Genomic DNA, 16,914 nt, shown 5'->3' with positions numbered 1-16,914 from the left:
CATGTCCGGACTCAACCTCGCCCAACTCCAGGCCGTGCACTACACCGACGGCCCCTGCCTGGTGCTGGCCGGCGCGGGCTCGGGCAAGACGCGCGTCATCACGCACAAGATCGCGCACCTGATCGAGAAGGGCCTGGCGCCGCGGCGCATTGCCGCCATCACCTTCACCAACAAGGCCGCCGCCGAGATGCGCGAGCGCGCCGCCGGGCTGATAGGCCGCGCCGCCAAGGAGGTGCTGGTCTGCACCTTCCACGCCCTGGGCGTGCGCATGGTGCGCGAGGACGGCCATATGCTGGGGCTCAAGCCCAGCTTCAGCATCCTGGATCAGGACGACGTGACCAGCATCCTGAAGGACTGCGCCGGCGGCACCACCGACCTGGCCACGGCGCGCCAGTGGCAGTGGACGATCAGCAACTGGAAGAACCAGGGCTGGGACGCGCGCCGCGCGCTGGCCATGGCCGGCGACGACCATGAGCGCTCCATCGCCCTGATCATGCAGCGCTACGAGGAGCGACTCACTGCATACCAAAGCGTGGACTTCGACGACCTGATCGGCATGCCCATGCGGCTATTGAAGGGCCACCCCGAGGTGCGCGAGAAATGGCAGCGCCTGCTGGGCCATGTGCTGGTCGATGAATACCAGGACACCAACGCCACGCAGTACGAGCTGCTGAAATTCCTGGTGGGCGAACGCGCGCGCTTCACCGCCGTGGGCGACGACGACCAGAGCATCTACGGCTGGCGCGGCGCCACGCTGGACAATTTGAAGAAGCTGCCGCAGGACTTTCCGCAGCTCAAGGTCATCAAGCTGGAGCAGAACTACCGCTCCACCTCGGCCATCCTGCGCGCGGCCAACAACGTCATCGGCCCGAATCCCAAGCTGTTTCCCAAGACCCTGTTCAGCGAGCTGGGCGAGGGCGAGCCGGTGCGCGTGGTGCCCTGCGACAACGAGGAGCACGAGGCCGAGCGCGCCGTGGCGCGCATCCAATCCCTGCGCGCCGCGGCCAACCCGCCGCCGGCCTGGAAGAACTTCGCCATCCTGTACCGTGCCAACCACCAGGCCAAGCCGTTCGAGAAGGCGCTGCGCAAGGCCAACATCCCCTACAAGGTCTCGGGCGGCACGTCGTTCTTTGACCGCGCCGAGATCCGCGACCTGTGCGCCTGGTTCCGCCTGTGGATCAACAACGACGACGACCCGGCCTTTCTGCGCGCCATCACCGCGCCTAAGCGCGGCGTGGGCCACACCACGCTGGGCGCCCTGGGCGAATTCGCCACGCAGCACAAGCAAAGCATGTTCGGCGCGCTGTTCAACGCCATGCTGCCGGCCGTGGTGCCCAAACGCGGGCTGGAGGGGCTGATGGAGTTCGGCCGCCAGATCAACGAGCTGGAGCACCGCGCGCGCCACACGCACGGCGCGGAAGACGCGCGCGCCTTCCTCACCGACTGGCTCAAGGACATAGCCTACGAGCAGCATCTGTACGACGGGGAGGACAGCGAGAAGGTGGCCGCCGCGCGCTGGAGCAATGTGCTGGAGTTCTGTGACTGGATGGCCCAGCGCGCCGGCGGGCAGATCGACGATGCCGCCGGCACCACGGTGGCACCGACAAAAAACCTGCTGGAGGTGGCGCAGACCATCGCCCTGCTCTCGACCATCTCCGAGCGCGAACAGGAGCAGGACATGGTGGTGCTGTCCACCCTGCACGCCAGCAAGGGACTGGAATGGCCGCATGTGATGCTGGTCGGCGTGACCGAGGGCATGCTGCCCTTCAAGCTCGACGATGACGACGGCCGGCAGCAAAAGGTCAGCGACGACATCGCCGCGCGCCTGCAGGAAGAGCGCCGCCTGATGTACGTGGGCATCACCCGCGCCCAGCGCAGCCTGGCCGTCAGCTGGACAAAAAAGCGCAAGAAGGGCCGCGAAATGGTGGCCTGCCAACCGAGCCGCTTCATCGCCGAGATGAAGCTGGACGCCGCCACCACCCGTGAAGACCCGCGCGAGAAGCTGCGCCAGCTGCGCGCCGAATTCGCCGCCAAGGCCCAGGCCGGCGCCGGCACCAACCCCTGATCGCCCATGCGCAAGAAGCCGTTTTTGACCCATTGGCTACAAGCCTCTCACAAAACCGCAAGCCCTCACCCCCGCCCTCTCCCAGAGGGAGAGGGAGTAAAGCCAGCGCGACCTGTCGCCCTCGCCCCTTTGGGGAGAGGGAGGGGTGAGGGGCCGCAGCGACATCTGCATAGCTATATATTTTTGATAGCTGCAAGCGCTTGTTTGATAAGCGCTTGCGCCGAAAATCCTTCACAACCCGCACGCCCCGCCTGCCCAACGGCCGCGCAGATGGAGCAGCCCGAGCTGGTGGGCCGCTGGCAGGCCGACATGCCGGGCCAGGCCGGCCCCATCGTGCTGGAGCTGGCGCCCCACCCCGAATGGGACGGCACGGTCAAGGGCCGCATCCTGCGCCCCGGCTTCAGCGCCATCGTGGTCGGCGACGTGCACCAGGGCCAGCTGACCATGGAAGAGTCGCGCGACGGCAGCAAGGTCAGCGGCAACTGGAGCGGCGAGGTGGTCGATGGCAGCTGCGCGCGCGAGATCCGCGGCGAATGGACGGACGAGGCCGATCGGCCATTTGCCTTCACCCTGCGCAAGCCGCCATGACACGGTTTTTCACCAGCACCCTGATCGCCGCCGCCCTGCCGCTAATTGCCCAGGCCCAGGCCCAGGCCCAGGCGCAAGGCCCCGCCCCCGTGGCCGGCGATGCCGGCTGGCGCGACTGTGCCGCCCTGGCCGACGGCCAGGCGCGCCTGGTCTGCTTTGACCAATGGGCCGGCCGCCAGGCCTGGGCCGCACCCGCGGCATCGGCCAGCGCACAACCCGTGGACGCCGTGGCGCCCACGCCGACCACGCCGCTGGCCGGCCTCAAGCCCGCCAACGCCACCGATGACAGCCCCGGCGACGGCTGCCGTGGCACCGAATACACCACCCTGTCGCGCTTCTGGGAGCTGGAGGCCGGCACCGACTGCGGCGCGCTGCGCTTTCGCGGCTACCGGCCCATGAGCGTGTCCATCGTCGGCTCGGACAGCGTGAACCAGCAGCCCCAGTCGCCCAGCGCCGACCACAGCGCCAGCAAGGCCGTGGACTACCGCAACACCGAGATGCGCCTGCAGCTGTCGGTGCGCACCAAGCTGGCCAAGGGGCTGCTCACCAGCGGCGACTCGCAGCGGCGCGACTCGCTGTGGTTTGGCTACAGCCAGCAGTCGTACTGGCAGCTCTTCAGCCCCGGCATCTCGCGGCCGTTTCGCACCACGGATCACGAGCCCGAAATCCTCTACGTCTACCCCACCGACGCGCAGCTGCCCTGGGGCTGGCGCTGGCGCTACAGCGGCATAGGCCTGGTGCACCAGTCCAACGGCCAGAGCCTGCCGCTGTCGCGCAGCTGGAACCGCGTGTACCTGATGACCGGCCTGGAGCTGGATGACCGCTGGCGGCTCAACGCCCGCATCTGGAAGCGCCTGCCCGAAAGCGCCGCGAACGACGACAACCCCGGCATCAGCAACTACATCGGCCGCGCCGAGCTGGGCCTGGGCTGGAACGTGAACCAGGACCACAGCCTGGCATTCACGGCGCGCCACTCGCTCAGCTCCACCGCGCGCGGCTCGGCGCGGCTGGAATGGCTCTACAGCCTGGGCACCAGCTGGGTCGGCCAAAGCACCAACCTGCGCCTGTACACGCAGCTGTTTTCCGGCTACGGCGACAGCCTGATCGACTACAACCGCAAGCGCACCGTGTTCGGCGTGGGCGTGAGTCTGGTGGACTTCTGAACATCACGTCCGGTTACCGTTTGCCCCGCGCCGCGCCTTGAAGCGCCCCCGGGTCGGGCAGACAATCGCGGGCAGCCACCGTCGCTATCGGCATCGGGGTGGCGATAAGGCTTTGACTATCGGAATGCAGACGCCCAGCCCCGGATAAGGCGCGGGCCTTGCCCGGTTTTCAGGCCTTTGCCCGCGGGTCTTGCCCGCAACAATGCCCACCGGAGGACGAGACCATGGATCTGCAATACGAGCTCAAGGCCGGCAACTACTACCTGTACGACATGCGCGACGCGCCCAGCGCCGCCACCGGCGAGCGCCGCTGCAGGCTCAAGACCGACAGTGTGGCCATCGCCTTCGACCAGCACACCGGCCAGGTGCACCAGCATGGCAGCCCGGCGCGCATCCAGTCCTGGGCCCTGCACCAGCGCCGGCGCCTGCGCGCGGCCGGCGCGCTGGACCAGGCCAACGACATCGTCGTCGTCTCCGGCCCGCTGCCGGTGGACGAGCTGAACAAATGCCTGTGGATCAGCGGCTACTGCCGGCGCATGTTCACGCGCCTGGCCAGCCTGCCGCATGGCAAGCTGCAAGGCCACAATAATCAATGGAAAAAAGCCGCCTAAGGCTTATCAAAAAAGCGTCAACAGCTCACTATTTAATAGCGAACGGGCCCTCTGGCCCGTTCTTCATTCGCCTGCTGCAGGCTCGTCGTCCTCATCGTCCTCGTCATCGTCATCGTCCGGCAGCTCCTGCGGCTCGGCATGCTTGACCACGGTGACCGGCACCGGGCTGATGTGCACCAGGCTTTGCGACACCGATCCCAGGAAGGCCCCGCGCAGGCCGCCCAGGCCGCGCGCGCCTATGAACAGCAGGTCGCAGCCGCAGCGCTCCACCATGTCCACCAGCGTGGCGGCCACCGCACCCAGGCCGATCTCGGTCTCGTAGGGCACGCCGGCGGCGTCCACCAGGGCCACGGCCGAGGCCATCAGATCCTGCGCCGCCTCCACGCTGGCGGCGGCCACCATGTCGGCGCCGCGCGTGGCCAGCTCCATCAGCGTGGCCTCTTCCTGCACATGACCCAGCACCAGCGTGGCCTGCAGGCCGCCGCGGCGCACCAGGGCGATGCCATGGCGCACGGCGTCCAGCGCCAGGTCGGATCCATCAACGGCAATCATGATTCTGTACATGCGTCCTCCTTGTGCTGTGGCTGCCAGTGTAGGCCAGCGGGGTCTGGGAAAATGCCGCCCATGCTGCAATTCGACCTCTTGACAACCGACCCCGCAAGCCACGCCCGCCGCGGCCGGCTCACGCTCAACCACGGCGTGGTGCAGACCCCCATCTTCATGCCCGTGGGCACCTACGGCACCGTCAAGGGCGTGATGCCGCGCAGCCTGCATGAGATGGGCGCGCAAATCATCCTGGGCAACACCTTCCACCTGTGGATGCGCCCGGGGTTGGACATCGTCCAAAGCTTTGGCGGCCTGCACCGCTTTGAGCAGTGGGACAAGCCCATACTCACCGACTCGGGGGGCTTCCAGGTCTGGAGCTTAGGTGCCATGCGCAAGATCACCGAAGAGGGCGTGACCTTTGCCAGCCCGGTCAACGGCGACAAGCTCTTCATGTCGCCCGAGGTCAGCATACAGATCCAGACCATCCTGAACTCCGACATCGTGATGCAGCTCGACGAGTGCACGCCCTACGAGACCAACGGCCACAAGACCACCGAGGCCGAGGCGCGCAAGAGCATGGAGATGAGCCGGCGCTGGGCCGCGAGGTCCAAGGCCGAGTTCGAGCGCCTGGCCAACCCCAACGCGCTGTTCGGCATCGTCCAGGGCGGCATGTACGAGCACCTGCGCCAGGAGTCGCTGGACGCCCTGGTGGAGATGGACTTCCCCGGCTACGCCATCGGCGGCGTGAGCGTGGGCGAGCCCAAGGAAGAGATGCTGGCCATCATGGCGCACACGCCGCACCGCCTGCCCCAGCACAAGCCGCGCTACCTGATGGGCGTGGGCACGCCCGAGGATCTGGTGGAGGGCGTGGCCTGCGGCGTGGACATGTTCGACTGCGTCATGCCCACGCGCAATGCGCGCAACGGCACGCTGTTCACGCGCCATGGCGACCTGAAGATCCGCAATGCGCGCCACAAGAGCGACCACCAGCCGCTGGACGCGAGCTGCCGCTGCCACGCCTGCGCGGGCAGCGAGGGCGTGGCCTGGCAGGACGGCGGGCGCGGCGGTTTCTCGCGCGCCTACCTGCACCACCTCGATCGCTGCGGCGAGATGCTGGGCCCCATGCTCACCACCATCCACAACCTGCACTACTACCTGAATCTGATGCAGGAGATACGCGACGCGCTGGACGCCGGTCGCTTTGCCGAGTTCCGCGCGCGCTTCAAGGCCGACCGGGCGCGTGGCGTTTAGCCCTGCACCAGTTGAACATGATTTGCACTTGCTGACACCCCGGCGTCAATAACCCACGGACACTGTCAACTTTTTGCCAAGGCCAAGCGCCCCTACATGAGCACGCCCCCCATCGCCACGCAGCAGTCCGCCGCCCCCTGGCGCGATCCGCTGTTGCTGCTGGCCAGCGTGTTCGCCGCCTGCCTGCTGGGCATAGCCAGCCGCCCGGCGGGGTATTCCGCCGCCATCTGGCCCGCCAATGCCGTGCTGCTGGGGCTGCTGCTGCGCAACCCGTCCTGGGCACGCGGCCCCACGGCCTGGATATGCGCGCTGGTCGGCTACCTGACCGCCGACATGCTGACGGGTGCGCCCTGGCTGCGCGCCCTGGGCATGAACGGCGCCAACCTGCTGGGCGTGGCGGTGGGCTGGCTGTTCTTCAGGCCGTATGCGGCAAGCATCGTCGGCTTCACGCGTCAGCGCGCCGTATTGACCCTGCTGGCCGGCAGCAGCGTGGCCGCCCTGGGCAGCGCGCTGCCGGCCACCCCGGTGATGCAATGGGCGTTCGCATCCCAGGCGTGGACGGACATGCTGATGTGGCTGTCGTCCGAGATGTACAACCTGCTGCTCTTCCTGCCCCTGGTGCTGGCCGCGCCCCGGGGCTGGTTCTGGCAGTGGGACTGGGCGCGGCTGCTGCGACCGCTGCGGCAGGCAGGTGTGGCGCCCCTGCTGGCCCTGCTGGCCTGCGAGGCCCTGGCCTACTTTGTCAACGGGCCCGGCATGCTGGGCTTTGCGGTGCCCGCGCTGGTGTGGTGCGCCATGGCCTACGGGGTGTTCCCCATCACGGTGCTGAACCTGCTGGTGTGCAGCTGGAAGACGGCCGTGGCCGCCCTGGACACCATCAGCTTCTTGCCCGATCAGCTGGCCGCCGTGACCTCATTCCGCCTGGGCATGGCCCTCTTGTCACTGGCGCCACTGGCCGTGGCGGTGGCGCACCAGCTGCGCTCGCAGACCCTGAGCCAGTTGCAGCAGGCCGTGGATCACGACCATCTGACCGGCGCCCTGTCGCGGCGCAAGCTGATGGAGCAGGGCGCCCGCCTGGTGCAGCGCCTGCACCAGCAGGGCGCGCCCGTGGCCGTGCTGCTGATGGATCTGGACCACTTCAAGCGCATCAACGACAGCCATGGCCACGCCCAGGGCGACACCGTGCTGCGCGAGTTCGCCGCCCTGGTGCAGCGCAACCTGCGCCCGCAGGACCTGTTCGGGCGCATAGGCGGCGAGGAGTTCGCGCTGATCCTGCCGGCCACCGCAGCCAGCCACGCCCAGCTGATCGGCGAGCGCCTGCGCAGCCAGCTGCGCGAACACCCGTTCAGGCTGCAGGACGGCAGCGCGCTGCAGGTCACGCTCAGCGTCGGCCTGCACGCCACCCAGCCGCCCAGCCAGCAGCACAGCCTGGAGCGCCTGCTGGCCTGGGCCGACGCCGCGCTCTACCAGGCCAAGGCACTGGGGCGCGACCAGGTGCGCGGGCATTGGGCGGACCAGGGCTGAAAACCTGCCGCGCCGCAGCGCCGCCCACCCCCGTGGGGGTTATGAATTTTCATAGCTATACACGCTTATTCCATAAGCGCTATAGGCAGTTTTATCGATGTTTTACGCAGCTGCCTGGCCTGGCCGCGCCAAGCCGGCCTATGGGGCTTCATACCCGCCGGCAACGCCGCCCGCCGCCTGGCCGCAGGCCTGGCAGAACCTGGCAAAGGCGCTCTTGCGCGCGTTGCAGTGCCCGCAATGGTCGAACAGGCCCATGCCGCAATGCGGGCAGAAGTCGGTCTTGCCGTCCTTCAAATCCACCGGGCGCTCGCAGCCGGGGCAGACGTTTTTCGCCAGGCGCGCCAGGGCCAGGTCGTAGCCCAAGCCCTGGCGCCGCTGCGGGGCGGGCATGGCCTCGGCGCGCCTTTGCCGCTCCAGGTAGCGGTTCAAGGCGACGATGGCCTGGCGCCCCACCAGCGCCGTGAGCGCTATGCCGACGATGTAGCGCACATAGCCGCCGTAGCTGGGCAGGTAGGGCACCAGTTCGACGAAGAAGGCGAACAGCGCAAAGAAGATGAAGCCCCAGACAAAGGGCCACCAGGTGCCCTGGCGTTTCTTGGCAAACAGCCAGCCGGCGACGGCCAGCAGCGGCAGCGTGAGCGCCAGGCGGTACAGAAACACGCGCAGCTCGACGCGCCGGCGCTCGGCGGCCAGCTTGTCGTGGGCATCGCGCTCCATGGCGTTCAGCCGCTGCTGCGCGGCCTGCCCGCCCTGGCGCGCGTCCAGCAGGGCCTGGTCTTGCGCCTGCACGGCCTGCTGGGCCTGCAGCTCGGTGGCCTTGAGGGCGTCCAGCGCCTGGGTGCGGTCGATGACCTCGGGGTCGTGCTCGGCGCGCTGGGTGGCGCTGCGCGTGGCCAGCCAGTTGGCCAGGGTCTCGCGCTCGGCCTGGGTGGCGCCGCGCGCCCGGGCGTGGCGCAGGCGCGCCTGCTCCAGCGCGGCCTGGGCGTCCTGCTCGGCCTGTTGCGCTTGCTGAATCTGGCCGCGCAGCGCCGTGGCCGCGCCGCTATCCAGAAAGTCGTCCAGCAGCAGCGGCTGCTCCACCTTGGGCAGGTCGCCGACGATGGTGCCGCCCAGGCCGATCAGAAAGCCGGCGAACACCAGCGCCACCAGCCACAGGCCGCGACGAAACCATTTTTCAGACAGACGCAATGCCTTGCCCATGTTGTTCTCCAGTTTTTTTCAACTACTATTTTTATAGCTATTGACGCATTACACAAGGGCGCTACAGGCTATTTTCATTCAAACCTTCGGGCCCGGGCTTGCCAGTGCCGCACCCGCGCGGACAATGGCCGCCATGAGCACAGACACCCTTGCCCCGCCGCCCTGGGAGCGTATCGTGGCCGATGTGGCCGATGCGCTGATCTTCATCGACCGCGCGGGCGTGATCCGTGCCTGGAACGCCGGTGCCGAGGCGCTGTTCGGCTTTGCCGCCGTCCAGACCCTGGGCCAGAGCGTGGACATGATCATCCCGCCGCACCTGCGCGAGGCGCATTGGCGCGGCTTTGAGCGCGCCATGCAGCGCGGCGCCTGCAGCCGCCCGGCCGAGGTGCGCACCACGCGCGGCCTGCACCAGGACGGGCGCAGGCTGTACGTGGACATGAGCTTCTCGGTGGTCAAGGACGCGGCCGGCCAGGTGCTGGGTTCGGCCGCGATGGCGCGCGACGCCACGGCGCGCTATCTGGCCGAGCAGGCCATGCGTGCGGGCGGCTGAGAACTGTCACCCCAGCGCCAGCAGGCCGGCCACGCGCGCGCGCAGCGGCTCGGGCCGCACCTCGGCCGCCGCCAGGGGCGCGCCCACGTTCAGGCCCACGCGCGTGAACATGCCGCGGCGAAACGGCCGCACCATGGCCCCGCCCTGCTCGATGCGGCTGAAGAAAGAGCCCCACAGGTTGGTCAGCGCCATGGGCACCACGGGCGCCTGCACGCCGTCGGCCTGCGCGCGCTCGATGATCTTCATGATGCCGCCCTTGAACTCCTGCAGCTGCCCGTCGCGCGTGATGCCGCCCTCGGGGAAGATGGCCAGCAGGTCACCCGCCTTGAGCACCTGGGCGGCGCGCTCGAACGCGGCCTGGTAGGTGGCGGGGTCGTCCTTCTGCGGCGCCACGGGGATGGCCTTGGCCAGGCGGAACAACCAGCCCAGCACCGGCACGCGGAAGATGCGGTGGTCCATCAAAAAGTAGATGGGCCGCGGGCTGGCGGCCATCAGCAGCACGGCATCGACAAAGCTCACATGGTTGCAGGCCAGGATGGCCGCGCCCGCCGTGGGGATGTGCTCATCGCCGCGCACGCGAAAGCGGTACACGCAGCGCGACAGCACCCAGGCCACGAAGCGCAGCAGGTATTCGGGCACCAGCAAAAAGATGTAGGCCGCCACCACGGCGTTGGCGATGGCCGTGAACAGAAAAATCTGCGGCACCGTGAAGCCCGCCTGCAGCAGCAGCCCGGCCAGAACGGCGCTGACGATCATGAACAGCGCGTTCAGGATGTTGTTGGCGGCGATGATGCGCGCGCGGTGCGTGGCCTGGCTGCGCATCTGGATCAGCGCGTACATGGGCACGCTATACAGGCCGGTGAACAGGCTCAGCAAGAACAGGTCCAGCATCACGCGCCAGTACGCGGGCTGCGTCAGAAAGGCGCCCAGGGCCATGACACCCGAAGGCGGCAGGCCGCGCGAGGCAAAGTACAGGTCACCAGCGAACACGCTCATGCCAATCGCCCCCAGCGGCACCAGGCCAATCTCGATATGGCGCCGGCTCAAGACCTCGCACAGCAGCGCGCCCGTGCCTATGCCCAGCGAGAACACCACCAGCAGGGCCGACGCCACCTGCTCGTCGCCGCGCAGCACATCCTTGGCAAAGCTGGGGAACTGGGAGAGGAACACCGCGCCGAAGAACCACATCCACGAGATGCCCAGCAGCGAGCGGAAGACGACGATGTTGCCGTGCGCCAGCTGGAGGTTGCGCCAGGTCTCGCTCACCGGGTTCCAGTTGACCACCAGTCCCGGGTCGGTGGCCGGCGCGCCGGGAATGAACTGCGCCGCCAGCCGCCCTGCCAGCGCCAGGCCCAGGCAGGCCAGGGCGACGGCGCCATGACCCACGCCGGGCATGGCCACCAGCAGGCCGCCGGCCACATTGCCCAGCAAGATGGCGACGAAGGTGCCCATCTCCACCATGCCATTGCCGCCGGTGAGCTCGCGCTCGCTCAAGACCTGCGGCAGATAGGCGAACTTGACCGGCCCGAACAGCGTGGAATGCAGGCCCATCAGAAACACGCAGGCCAGCAACAGCGCGGCATGGCCGGCCATGAAGCCCAGAGCCGCCAGCAGCATGATGGCGATCTCCAGGTTCTTCACGAAGCGGATGATGCGCGTCTTCTCCAGCTTGTCGGTGATCTGCCCGGCCGTGGCCGAGAACAGCAAGAACGGCAGTATGAACAGCGCCCCTATCACCAGCCCCGCCAGGGACGGCGGCAGCCAGGACACGCCGAGCTGGTAGGTAACCATCACGGTGAAGGCGAACTTGAACAGGTTGTCGTTGGCGGCGCCGGCGGCCTGGGTCCAGAAAAACGGTGCAAAGCGACGCTGGCCGAGCAGCGCAAACTGGTTGGGATGGGGGGCGCTCATGGGGGTGCTGCTGTGGAAGTGCCGCGCATTGTGCGCAAAAACCCGCCGCCGGGCGGCAAACATGCGGGCCAAGGACGAGCTGCCGGGGGCGCCAGGCAGGTTGGCAGATATTCCTATATTGATAGCTGTCAGCGCTTAACCAGAAAGCGCTACAGCCCAATTTTTCATAAATTCACACAGAGCTTTGCGCGCCAGCCATGCAGGCTTCCGTGGCGTTGACACAAGGCGGGCAGCATGGAGTCTCCCGCGGCCAATCCGGCCGCAATCTGCAAGGAGAACACCATGGCCTACCCCCTGACCCACGCATTGGCCCGCCCCCTCGGGCTTGCCGCAGCCACGCTGACTGCACTGCTGGCCCTGGCCGGCGCCGCCCATGCCGCGCCCGGCGTGCCACAGCATCAGACCCACGCCGCGCAGCCCGCGCACTACCGCCCAGCCCCGCCGCCGCCGCGCTATGAACGCGCACCGGCCGCACGCCGTGGCATGGCCTGGTCGCAGGGGTATTGGCAATGGCGCGGCCAGCGCTATGCCTGGGTGCCGGGCCATTGGGTGCAGGCGCGCCACGGCCAGCATTACCGCCAGCCAGGCTGGGAGCAACGACAGGGGCAGTGGCATTTCACCGGCGGCGGCTGGGGCCATGGTGGCCGGCCGGCGCCACAGGGCCCGCGCCCCGGCGGCAGCCATCGGCATTGAAGGGTGGCGCGGTCATGAGGCGCCATAAGCTTATGGCGCCCCTGCATGTGGTTTTGCGCACAATGCCGAACGTCGAACGCGCTTAGGTGATTTCGACGATATCGACTACAAGTCCGGCGCGGCCGGCAACATCGCCAGCGAATACGTGGCCCATGCCAAGCCCGACGGCTACACGCTGGCCTTCGGCACGGCCGCCACGCACGGCAGCAACGCCGCGCTGTACAAGAGCCTGCCCTTCGACGTGGAGGCCGACTTCGTGCCCGTGGGCCCGCTGATCGACGTGTCCAACGTGCTGACCATCAACCCCAGCGTGATCGACGCCAACAACCTCAAGGAGTTCGTCGAGATCGTCAAGGCCAACCCGGGCAAGTACAACTACGCCAGCACCGGCAATGGCGCCGGCACGCACATGGCGTTTGCCGAGTTCAATGCGCGCCTGGGCCTGGACATGGTGCATGTTCCCTACAAGGGCGGGCCCGAGGCCATCACCTCGGTGCTGCGCGGCGAGACCTGCTGCATCATGAACCAGGTGCAGACCGTGCTGGCGCACTACAAGAGCGGCAAGGTCCGCCTGCTGGGCATCACCACGGCCAAGCCCGTGGACGCCGTGAAGGAAGTGCCCACCATTGCCGCCAGCGGCCTGCCCGGCACAAAGGGCTTCGACAGCTCGATCTGGTTTGGCATCTTTGCACCCAAGGGCACCGACCCCACCGTGGTCAACAAGCTCAACACGGCATTGCGCCAGGTGCTGGAGCTGCCAGAAATCCGCCAGCGCTTTGAGTCCCAGGGCAACACCGTGCGCATAGAAACGCCCGAGCAGTTCCGCCAGACCGTGCGCAAGGATCGTGCAAAGTGGGCCCAGGTGGTCAAGGACGCCAAAATCAGCATCAACTGATGCCGCCCGCTCCGCACCCCATGCCTGACACCCCCGCCCTGGGCGCGGCCGGACTGGCCGCCCTTGAAGAACGCCTGGCGCATGACCTGCTGACCCTGAACTGGCGCGCGCGCCCCTGGCTGCCCGCACTCAGCCATGGCGGCCAGCCGGTGATCGACGTCCTCATCATCGGCGCCGGCCAGGCCGGACTGGCGGCCAGCATGGCACTGGCACAGCAGGGCATTGCCGCCGTGCTGCTGGACCGCGCCGCCACCGACTACGAGGGCCCCTGGGCCACCACGGCGCGCATGGAGACGCTGCGCTCGCCCAAGGAGCTGACCGGCCCGGCGCTGGGCCTGCCCTCGCTGACCTTCCGCGCCTGGTTCGAGGCGCAGTGGGGTCGGTCCGCCTGGGACGCGCTGGACAAGATACCGCGCCTGCAGTGGATGGACTATCTGCGCTGGTACCGCCGTGTCACCCGGGCCGATGTGCGCAATGAACATGCGGTGACGGCCGTGCGCCCGCGCGCCGACGCGCTGGTGGAGGTGGATGTGCACACACCGACCGGCAGCGCCACCTGGCTGGCGCGCCGCGTGGTGCTGGCCACCGGCCGCGACGGCCTGGGCGGGGCGCAGATACCGGCCTTCATGGACGGCGTGGGGCACGCCAGCAAGGGTGGTTTGTGGGCGCATTCCAGCGATGTGCTGGACTACGCCACGCTGGCAGGCAAACGCGTGGGCGTGATCGGCATGGGCTCATCGGCCATGGACAGCGCGGGCACGGCGCTGGAATGCGGCGCGGCCAGCGTGGATCTGATCGCACGCCGCACCGCCATGCCCACCATCAACAAGTCCAAGGGCTCGGGCTTGCCCGGCCTGACGCAGGGCCACCACGAGCTGCCCGATGCCTGGAAATGGCGCATACGCCACTACATCAACGTGCAGCAGGTGCCGCCACCGCGTGGCAGCACGCTGCGCGTGTCGCGGCATGCGCACGCGTTCTTCCACTTCGGCTGCGCGGTGCAGCAGGTCACGCAGCAGGGTCAGGCGCTGCAGGTCGCCACATCGCAGGGCCGATTCGCCTTCGACTTCCTGATCCTGGCCACTGGCTTTGCCATCGACTGGGCACAAAAGCCCGAGTTCGCCGCCTTCGCGCCGCATGTGCGCAGCTGGGGCGAGCGCTACCAGAGCCCGCCGGGCGAGGACGACCGCGAGCTGTTCGACTCGCCCGACCTGGGCCCGGTGTTCGAGCTGCGCGAGAAGTCCCCCGGTGCCTGTCCGGGCCTCGATCGCATCCACTGCTTTTGCTACCCGGCGGCGCTGTCGCACGGCACGGTGTCGGGCGATATCCCCGCCATCAGCGATGGCGCCAGACGCCTGGCCAGCGGCATCGCCGGCCTGTTGTATGCCGAGGATGTGGAGCAGCATTTCGCCGCCCTGCAGGCCTATGCCGAACCCGAACTGCTGGGCGACGAATGGACGCCCGCCGACACCCGCCAACGCGTACTGCCCGAATCGCCACCGACATGACCGACACCATCGCCCGGCTCACCCACCTGCAAGACACACCCCAGACCCAGGCCACGCGCCAGCAGCGCGCCAAAGCCATCAGCGCCACCCAGGCCTGCGAAGACCTGCTGCTGGCGCCCGACCTACCCGGCGGCCTGCCGCTGGCGCAGCGCCTGGCCGTGGCCCAGACCGTGTCCGCCGCCAGCGGCGTGACGGCCCTGGGCGAGCACTACGCAGCACAGCTGCAGCGCCTGCCCACGGCCACGCCAGATGCCCGCTGGCAGGCCATGCACCACTTCACGCAGCTGCTGGTCACGCAGCCCGCGGCTGCCGACCGGGCCGTGCTGCTGGCGCTGCCCGCCGCGGGCCTGACCACCGCAGACGTGGTGTTGCTGGCACAGCTCATAGGCTTTGCGGCCTTCCAGGCGCGCCTGGTGGCGGGCGTGGCAGCACTGGCTGCGCTGGGCCCGGCAGGCAGCACTGCGGCCCCGGCCGCGCCCGCCGCCGAGGCGCCCTTCATCCACCCGGCGAATCTGCCCGCGCCGGGCGAACCACTGCGCCTGAACGGCTACACCAGCGAGACACTGGACTGGAAGGCCTGGCTGCCGGTGGTGGACGCGACCCAGGCCAGCGCCGAACAGAACGCCGTGCTGGACGCCAGCCACCCGAAGGCGCGCGTATCCGACTTCTACCTGCTGCTGGTGCACCAGCCGCGCGTGCTGGCCGAGCGCTCCGAGGCCTTCAACGCCATCATGTATGCACCCGGCGGCCTGCCGCGATCCGAACGCGAACTGGCCACCGCCGTGGTCTCGCGTATCAACGGCTGCGTCTACTGCGCTTCGGTGCACGCCCAGCGTTTTGAACAACTGGCCAAGCGCAATGACGTGATCGCACAGGTCTTCATCGACCCCGATCAGGCGGGTACGAATGCGCGCGAGCGCGCCATCGTGCAGGCCAGCGCGGCCCTGACGCGCGCGCCCGGCAGCTTCGGCGCGCACCACCTGGCGGCGCTGCGCGACGCCGGCCTGAGCGATCTGGAGATACTGGATACCGTGCATGCTGTGGCCCTGTTTGCCTGGGCCAACCGCCTGATGCTCAACCTGGGCGAAGCCGTGTACCCTTGACACGCCCATCGGCCACCCAGCCAACGGCAGGCGGGCAGGTTCACGCCGTGTCGGCAGGCGCCACGAACACCGTCAGCAGGCCGGTGTAGCCATAAAGCCAATGCGCGGCAATTTCGCCCGAGGCAAAGAACCCCACCAGGGGCACGTCGCCCAGCGCACGGTGCACGGTTTGCAGCTCGGCACTGGGCCCGCCAAAATGTCGCCCGCCGCGGCCGGAGCAGCTGACATACAGCGCGCCGCAGATGCGCCGCTGCGTCGCCGCCTGCTCATCCGGCAACGCCGGGGACTCGGGCGCAAGCTCTTCACGGATCTCGGCGCAAATGCGCGTCAGGTCGGCACGCGCGGCCGCCATGTGACGCTGGCAGAACGCTAGGTGCATGCCCTCATGCACCCGATCGGCCAGCGCCACGCCACCGCGCGCCACATCCAGCCCGACGATATGGCGCACGCGCGTATCGGCACCAAAATGCCCCGTGCCCTGCAACGCCGGCGCATCCGCATTCGACAGGCCCGCCAGCGTGTGGCGCACCGCGCGCAAGGCGGGCTGCGGGTCGCCATTGAGCTCCACACCCAGAGTCTGCAACAGCACGTCCAGCGCGGGCTGGCCATCCAGGCGCAGCACCACGTTGTCCTGCGCCTGGGTCACGACGGCTTGTGGGCCAATGGGCTGGCAGTCCTGCGTGACACGCGACACCAGGCCCACCTGGTCGGAAAACGCCACCCCGGACAGCCCCCCCGACAGCACTCCACTCGCGGCGCCATCGCCGCCGGCATGCTGCGCAAACGCCAGGCTGGCGCCACGGCTGGCAGCCACGCCGCCAAACAGGTAGCCGCTGCTGGTGCGGCCCGCCATTTCCACCAGCAACTCGGCCAGGTCGGGGGTGCGGCCATCGGCATGCACCAGGGCCGTGTGTGCGGAAAAAGCAGATGCCCCCAGAGGTAGTGGCGCCACACCGGAAAACACGCGGTACTGTTCGGGTGGCAGGTCGCACAACATGATCGACAGCGCAGGTTCGTCGAAGTACTCCACATTGTTGCCGGCTACGCCCACACCCACGGTACCGCTCCAATCGGCCACCGAGGGCAGTTGCTGACCCAGATAGCGCAGCAGCGCAACGGCGTCCGCCACATAGTGATCGGTGATGTAGAGCAGGCCCAGCGAGGGCTTGCGCGCATATTGCGGCTGGGCCATCTGGGCCTGCAGCTGAGCCAACACCAGGGCCGCCGCCATGCGCCATTGCGGGTGGGTGGCATGGGCGTTGGGAAAGAGCTTCATCGATGACCCCGGGGAATGCGCAAGGCCACG

At 68.4% G+C, this 16,914-nt stretch carries 14 protein-coding genes and 1 pseudogene; 11 read left to right on the top strand and 4 right to left on the bottom strand.

Annotated elements, in window-relative coordinates; all coding sequences use genetic code 11:
• Position 1: 1 nt before the first annotated feature.
• The 4 genes from P4826_RS15105 (at position 2) to P4826_RS15090 (ending at position 4,427) form a co-directional block, all read left to right on the top strand.
• Positions 2-2,065 (top strand): ATP-dependent helicase, encoded by a 2,064-nt coding sequence (locus P4826_RS15105; protein ID WP_317701196.1) that lies wholly within the window; start codon positions 2-4, stop codon positions 2,063-2,065.
• Positions 2,066-2,335: 270 nt separating this feature from the next.
• The gene (locus tag P4826_RS15100; protein WP_317701195.1) at positions 2,336-2,653 is read left to right on the top strand and encodes a hypothetical protein; all 318 of its coding nucleotides are present in this window, start codon (positions 2,336-2,338) and stop codon (positions 2,651-2,653) included.
• Complete coding sequence (locus tag P4826_RS15095; RefSeq protein ID WP_317701194.1) at positions 2,650-3,816, top strand: phospholipase A; 1,167 nt, start codon at positions 2,650-2,652, stop codon at positions 3,814-3,816. The genes P4826_RS15100 and P4826_RS15095 overlap by 4 nt, the downstream gene beginning before the upstream one ends.
• A gap of 224 nt (positions 3,817-4,040) precedes the next feature.
• A complete protein-coding gene (locus P4826_RS15090; protein ID WP_317701193.1) occupies positions 4,041-4,427 on the top strand; it encodes a hypothetical protein in 387 nt (128 codons plus the stop codon).
• 63 nt (positions 4,428-4,490) lie between these two features.
• Here P4826_RS15090 and P4826_RS15085 read toward each other — a convergent pair whose 3' ends face one another.
• Entirely contained in the window at positions 4,491-4,991 is a 501-nt protein-coding gene (locus P4826_RS15085) for a universal stress protein (protein WP_317701192.1), read from the bottom strand.
• 60 nt (positions 4,992-5,051) lie between these two features.
• Between P4826_RS15085 and tgt the strand changes: the two genes are divergently transcribed.
• Together tgt and P4826_RS15075 are read left to right on the top strand one after the other, a co-directional pair.
• Positions 5,052-6,224: a tRNA guanosine(34) transglycosylase Tgt gene (tgt, locus tag P4826_RS15080; protein WP_317701191.1), complete on the top strand. Its 1,173-nt coding sequence runs from the start codon at positions 5,052-5,054 to the stop codon at positions 6,222-6,224.
• 96 nt (positions 6,225-6,320) lie between these two features.
• Positions 6,321-7,748 carry a GGDEF domain-containing protein gene (locus tag P4826_RS15075; RefSeq protein ID WP_317701190.1) on the top strand — a complete coding sequence of 476 codons (1,428 nt, stop codon included), beginning with the start codon at positions 6,321-6,323 and terminating at the stop codon, positions 7,746-7,748.
• A 138-nt stretch (positions 7,749-7,886) separates the two neighbouring features.
• Here the strand turns inward: P4826_RS15075 and P4826_RS15070 are convergent, their stop codons facing one another.
• Positions 7,887-8,948, bottom strand: coding sequence for a zinc ribbon domain-containing protein (locus P4826_RS15070; protein WP_317701189.1), 1,062 nt, complete (start codon positions 8,946-8,948; stop codon positions 7,887-7,889).
• Positions 8,949-9,081: 133 nt separating this feature from the next.
• Between P4826_RS15070 and P4826_RS15065 the strand changes: the two genes are divergently transcribed.
• A complete protein-coding gene (locus P4826_RS15065) occupies positions 9,082-9,498 on the top strand; it encodes a PAS domain-containing protein (protein WP_317701188.1) in 417 nt (138 codons plus the stop codon).
• 6 nt (positions 9,499-9,504) lie between these two features.
• Here the strand turns inward: P4826_RS15065 and P4826_RS15060 are convergent, their stop codons facing one another.
• Entirely contained in the window at positions 9,505-11,409 is a 1,905-nt protein-coding gene (locus tag P4826_RS15060) for an MFS transporter (RefSeq protein WP_317701187.1), read from the bottom strand.
• 282 nt (positions 11,410-11,691) lie between these two features.
• Here P4826_RS15060 and P4826_RS15055 point away from each other — a divergent pair, with 282 nt between their 5' ends.
• From P4826_RS15055 to P4826_RS15040, 4 genes and pseudogenes are all read left to right on the top strand, one after another.
• Positions 11,692-12,102: a YXWGXW repeat-containing protein gene (locus tag P4826_RS15055; protein WP_317701186.1), complete on the top strand. Its 411-nt coding sequence runs from the start codon at positions 11,692-11,694 to the stop codon at positions 12,100-12,102.
• A gap of 91 nt (positions 12,103-12,193) precedes the next feature.
• Positions 12,194-12,997: pseudogene (locus tag P4826_RS15050) on the top strand (Bug family tripartite tricarboxylate transporter substrate binding protein); the annotation flags it as partial.
• Positions 12,998-13,017: 20 nt separating this feature from the next.
• Positions 13,018-14,505, top strand: coding sequence for an NAD(P)-binding domain-containing protein (locus tag P4826_RS15045; RefSeq protein ID WP_317701185.1), 1,488 nt, complete (start codon positions 13,018-13,020; stop codon positions 14,503-14,505).
• On the top strand, positions 14,502-15,608 hold the full coding sequence (locus P4826_RS15040; protein WP_317701184.1) for a CMD domain-containing protein: 1,107 nt from the start codon (positions 14,502-14,504) through the stop codon (positions 15,606-15,608). Before P4826_RS15045 ends, P4826_RS15040 begins: the two co-directional genes overlap by 4 nt.
• Before the next feature lie 40 nt (positions 15,609-15,648).
• On the opposite strand, the gene P4826_RS15035 is transcribed toward P4826_RS15040, so the two are convergent.
• The gene (locus P4826_RS15035; RefSeq protein ID WP_317701183.1) at positions 15,649-16,884 is read right to left on the bottom strand and encodes an FIST signal transduction protein; all 1,236 of its coding nucleotides are present in this window, start codon (positions 16,882-16,884) and stop codon (positions 15,649-15,651) included.
• Between the last annotated feature and the right edge of the window lie 30 nt (positions 16,885-16,914).

This window comes from Diaphorobacter limosus (assembly GCF_033100095.1).
Lineage (GTDB): Bacteria > Pseudomonadota > Gammaproteobacteria > Burkholderiales > Burkholderiaceae_C > Alicycliphilus > Alicycliphilus limosus.
Note: the sequence above shows the minus strand (reverse complement) of the source record. Positions and strands in the feature narration are given on the sequence as shown.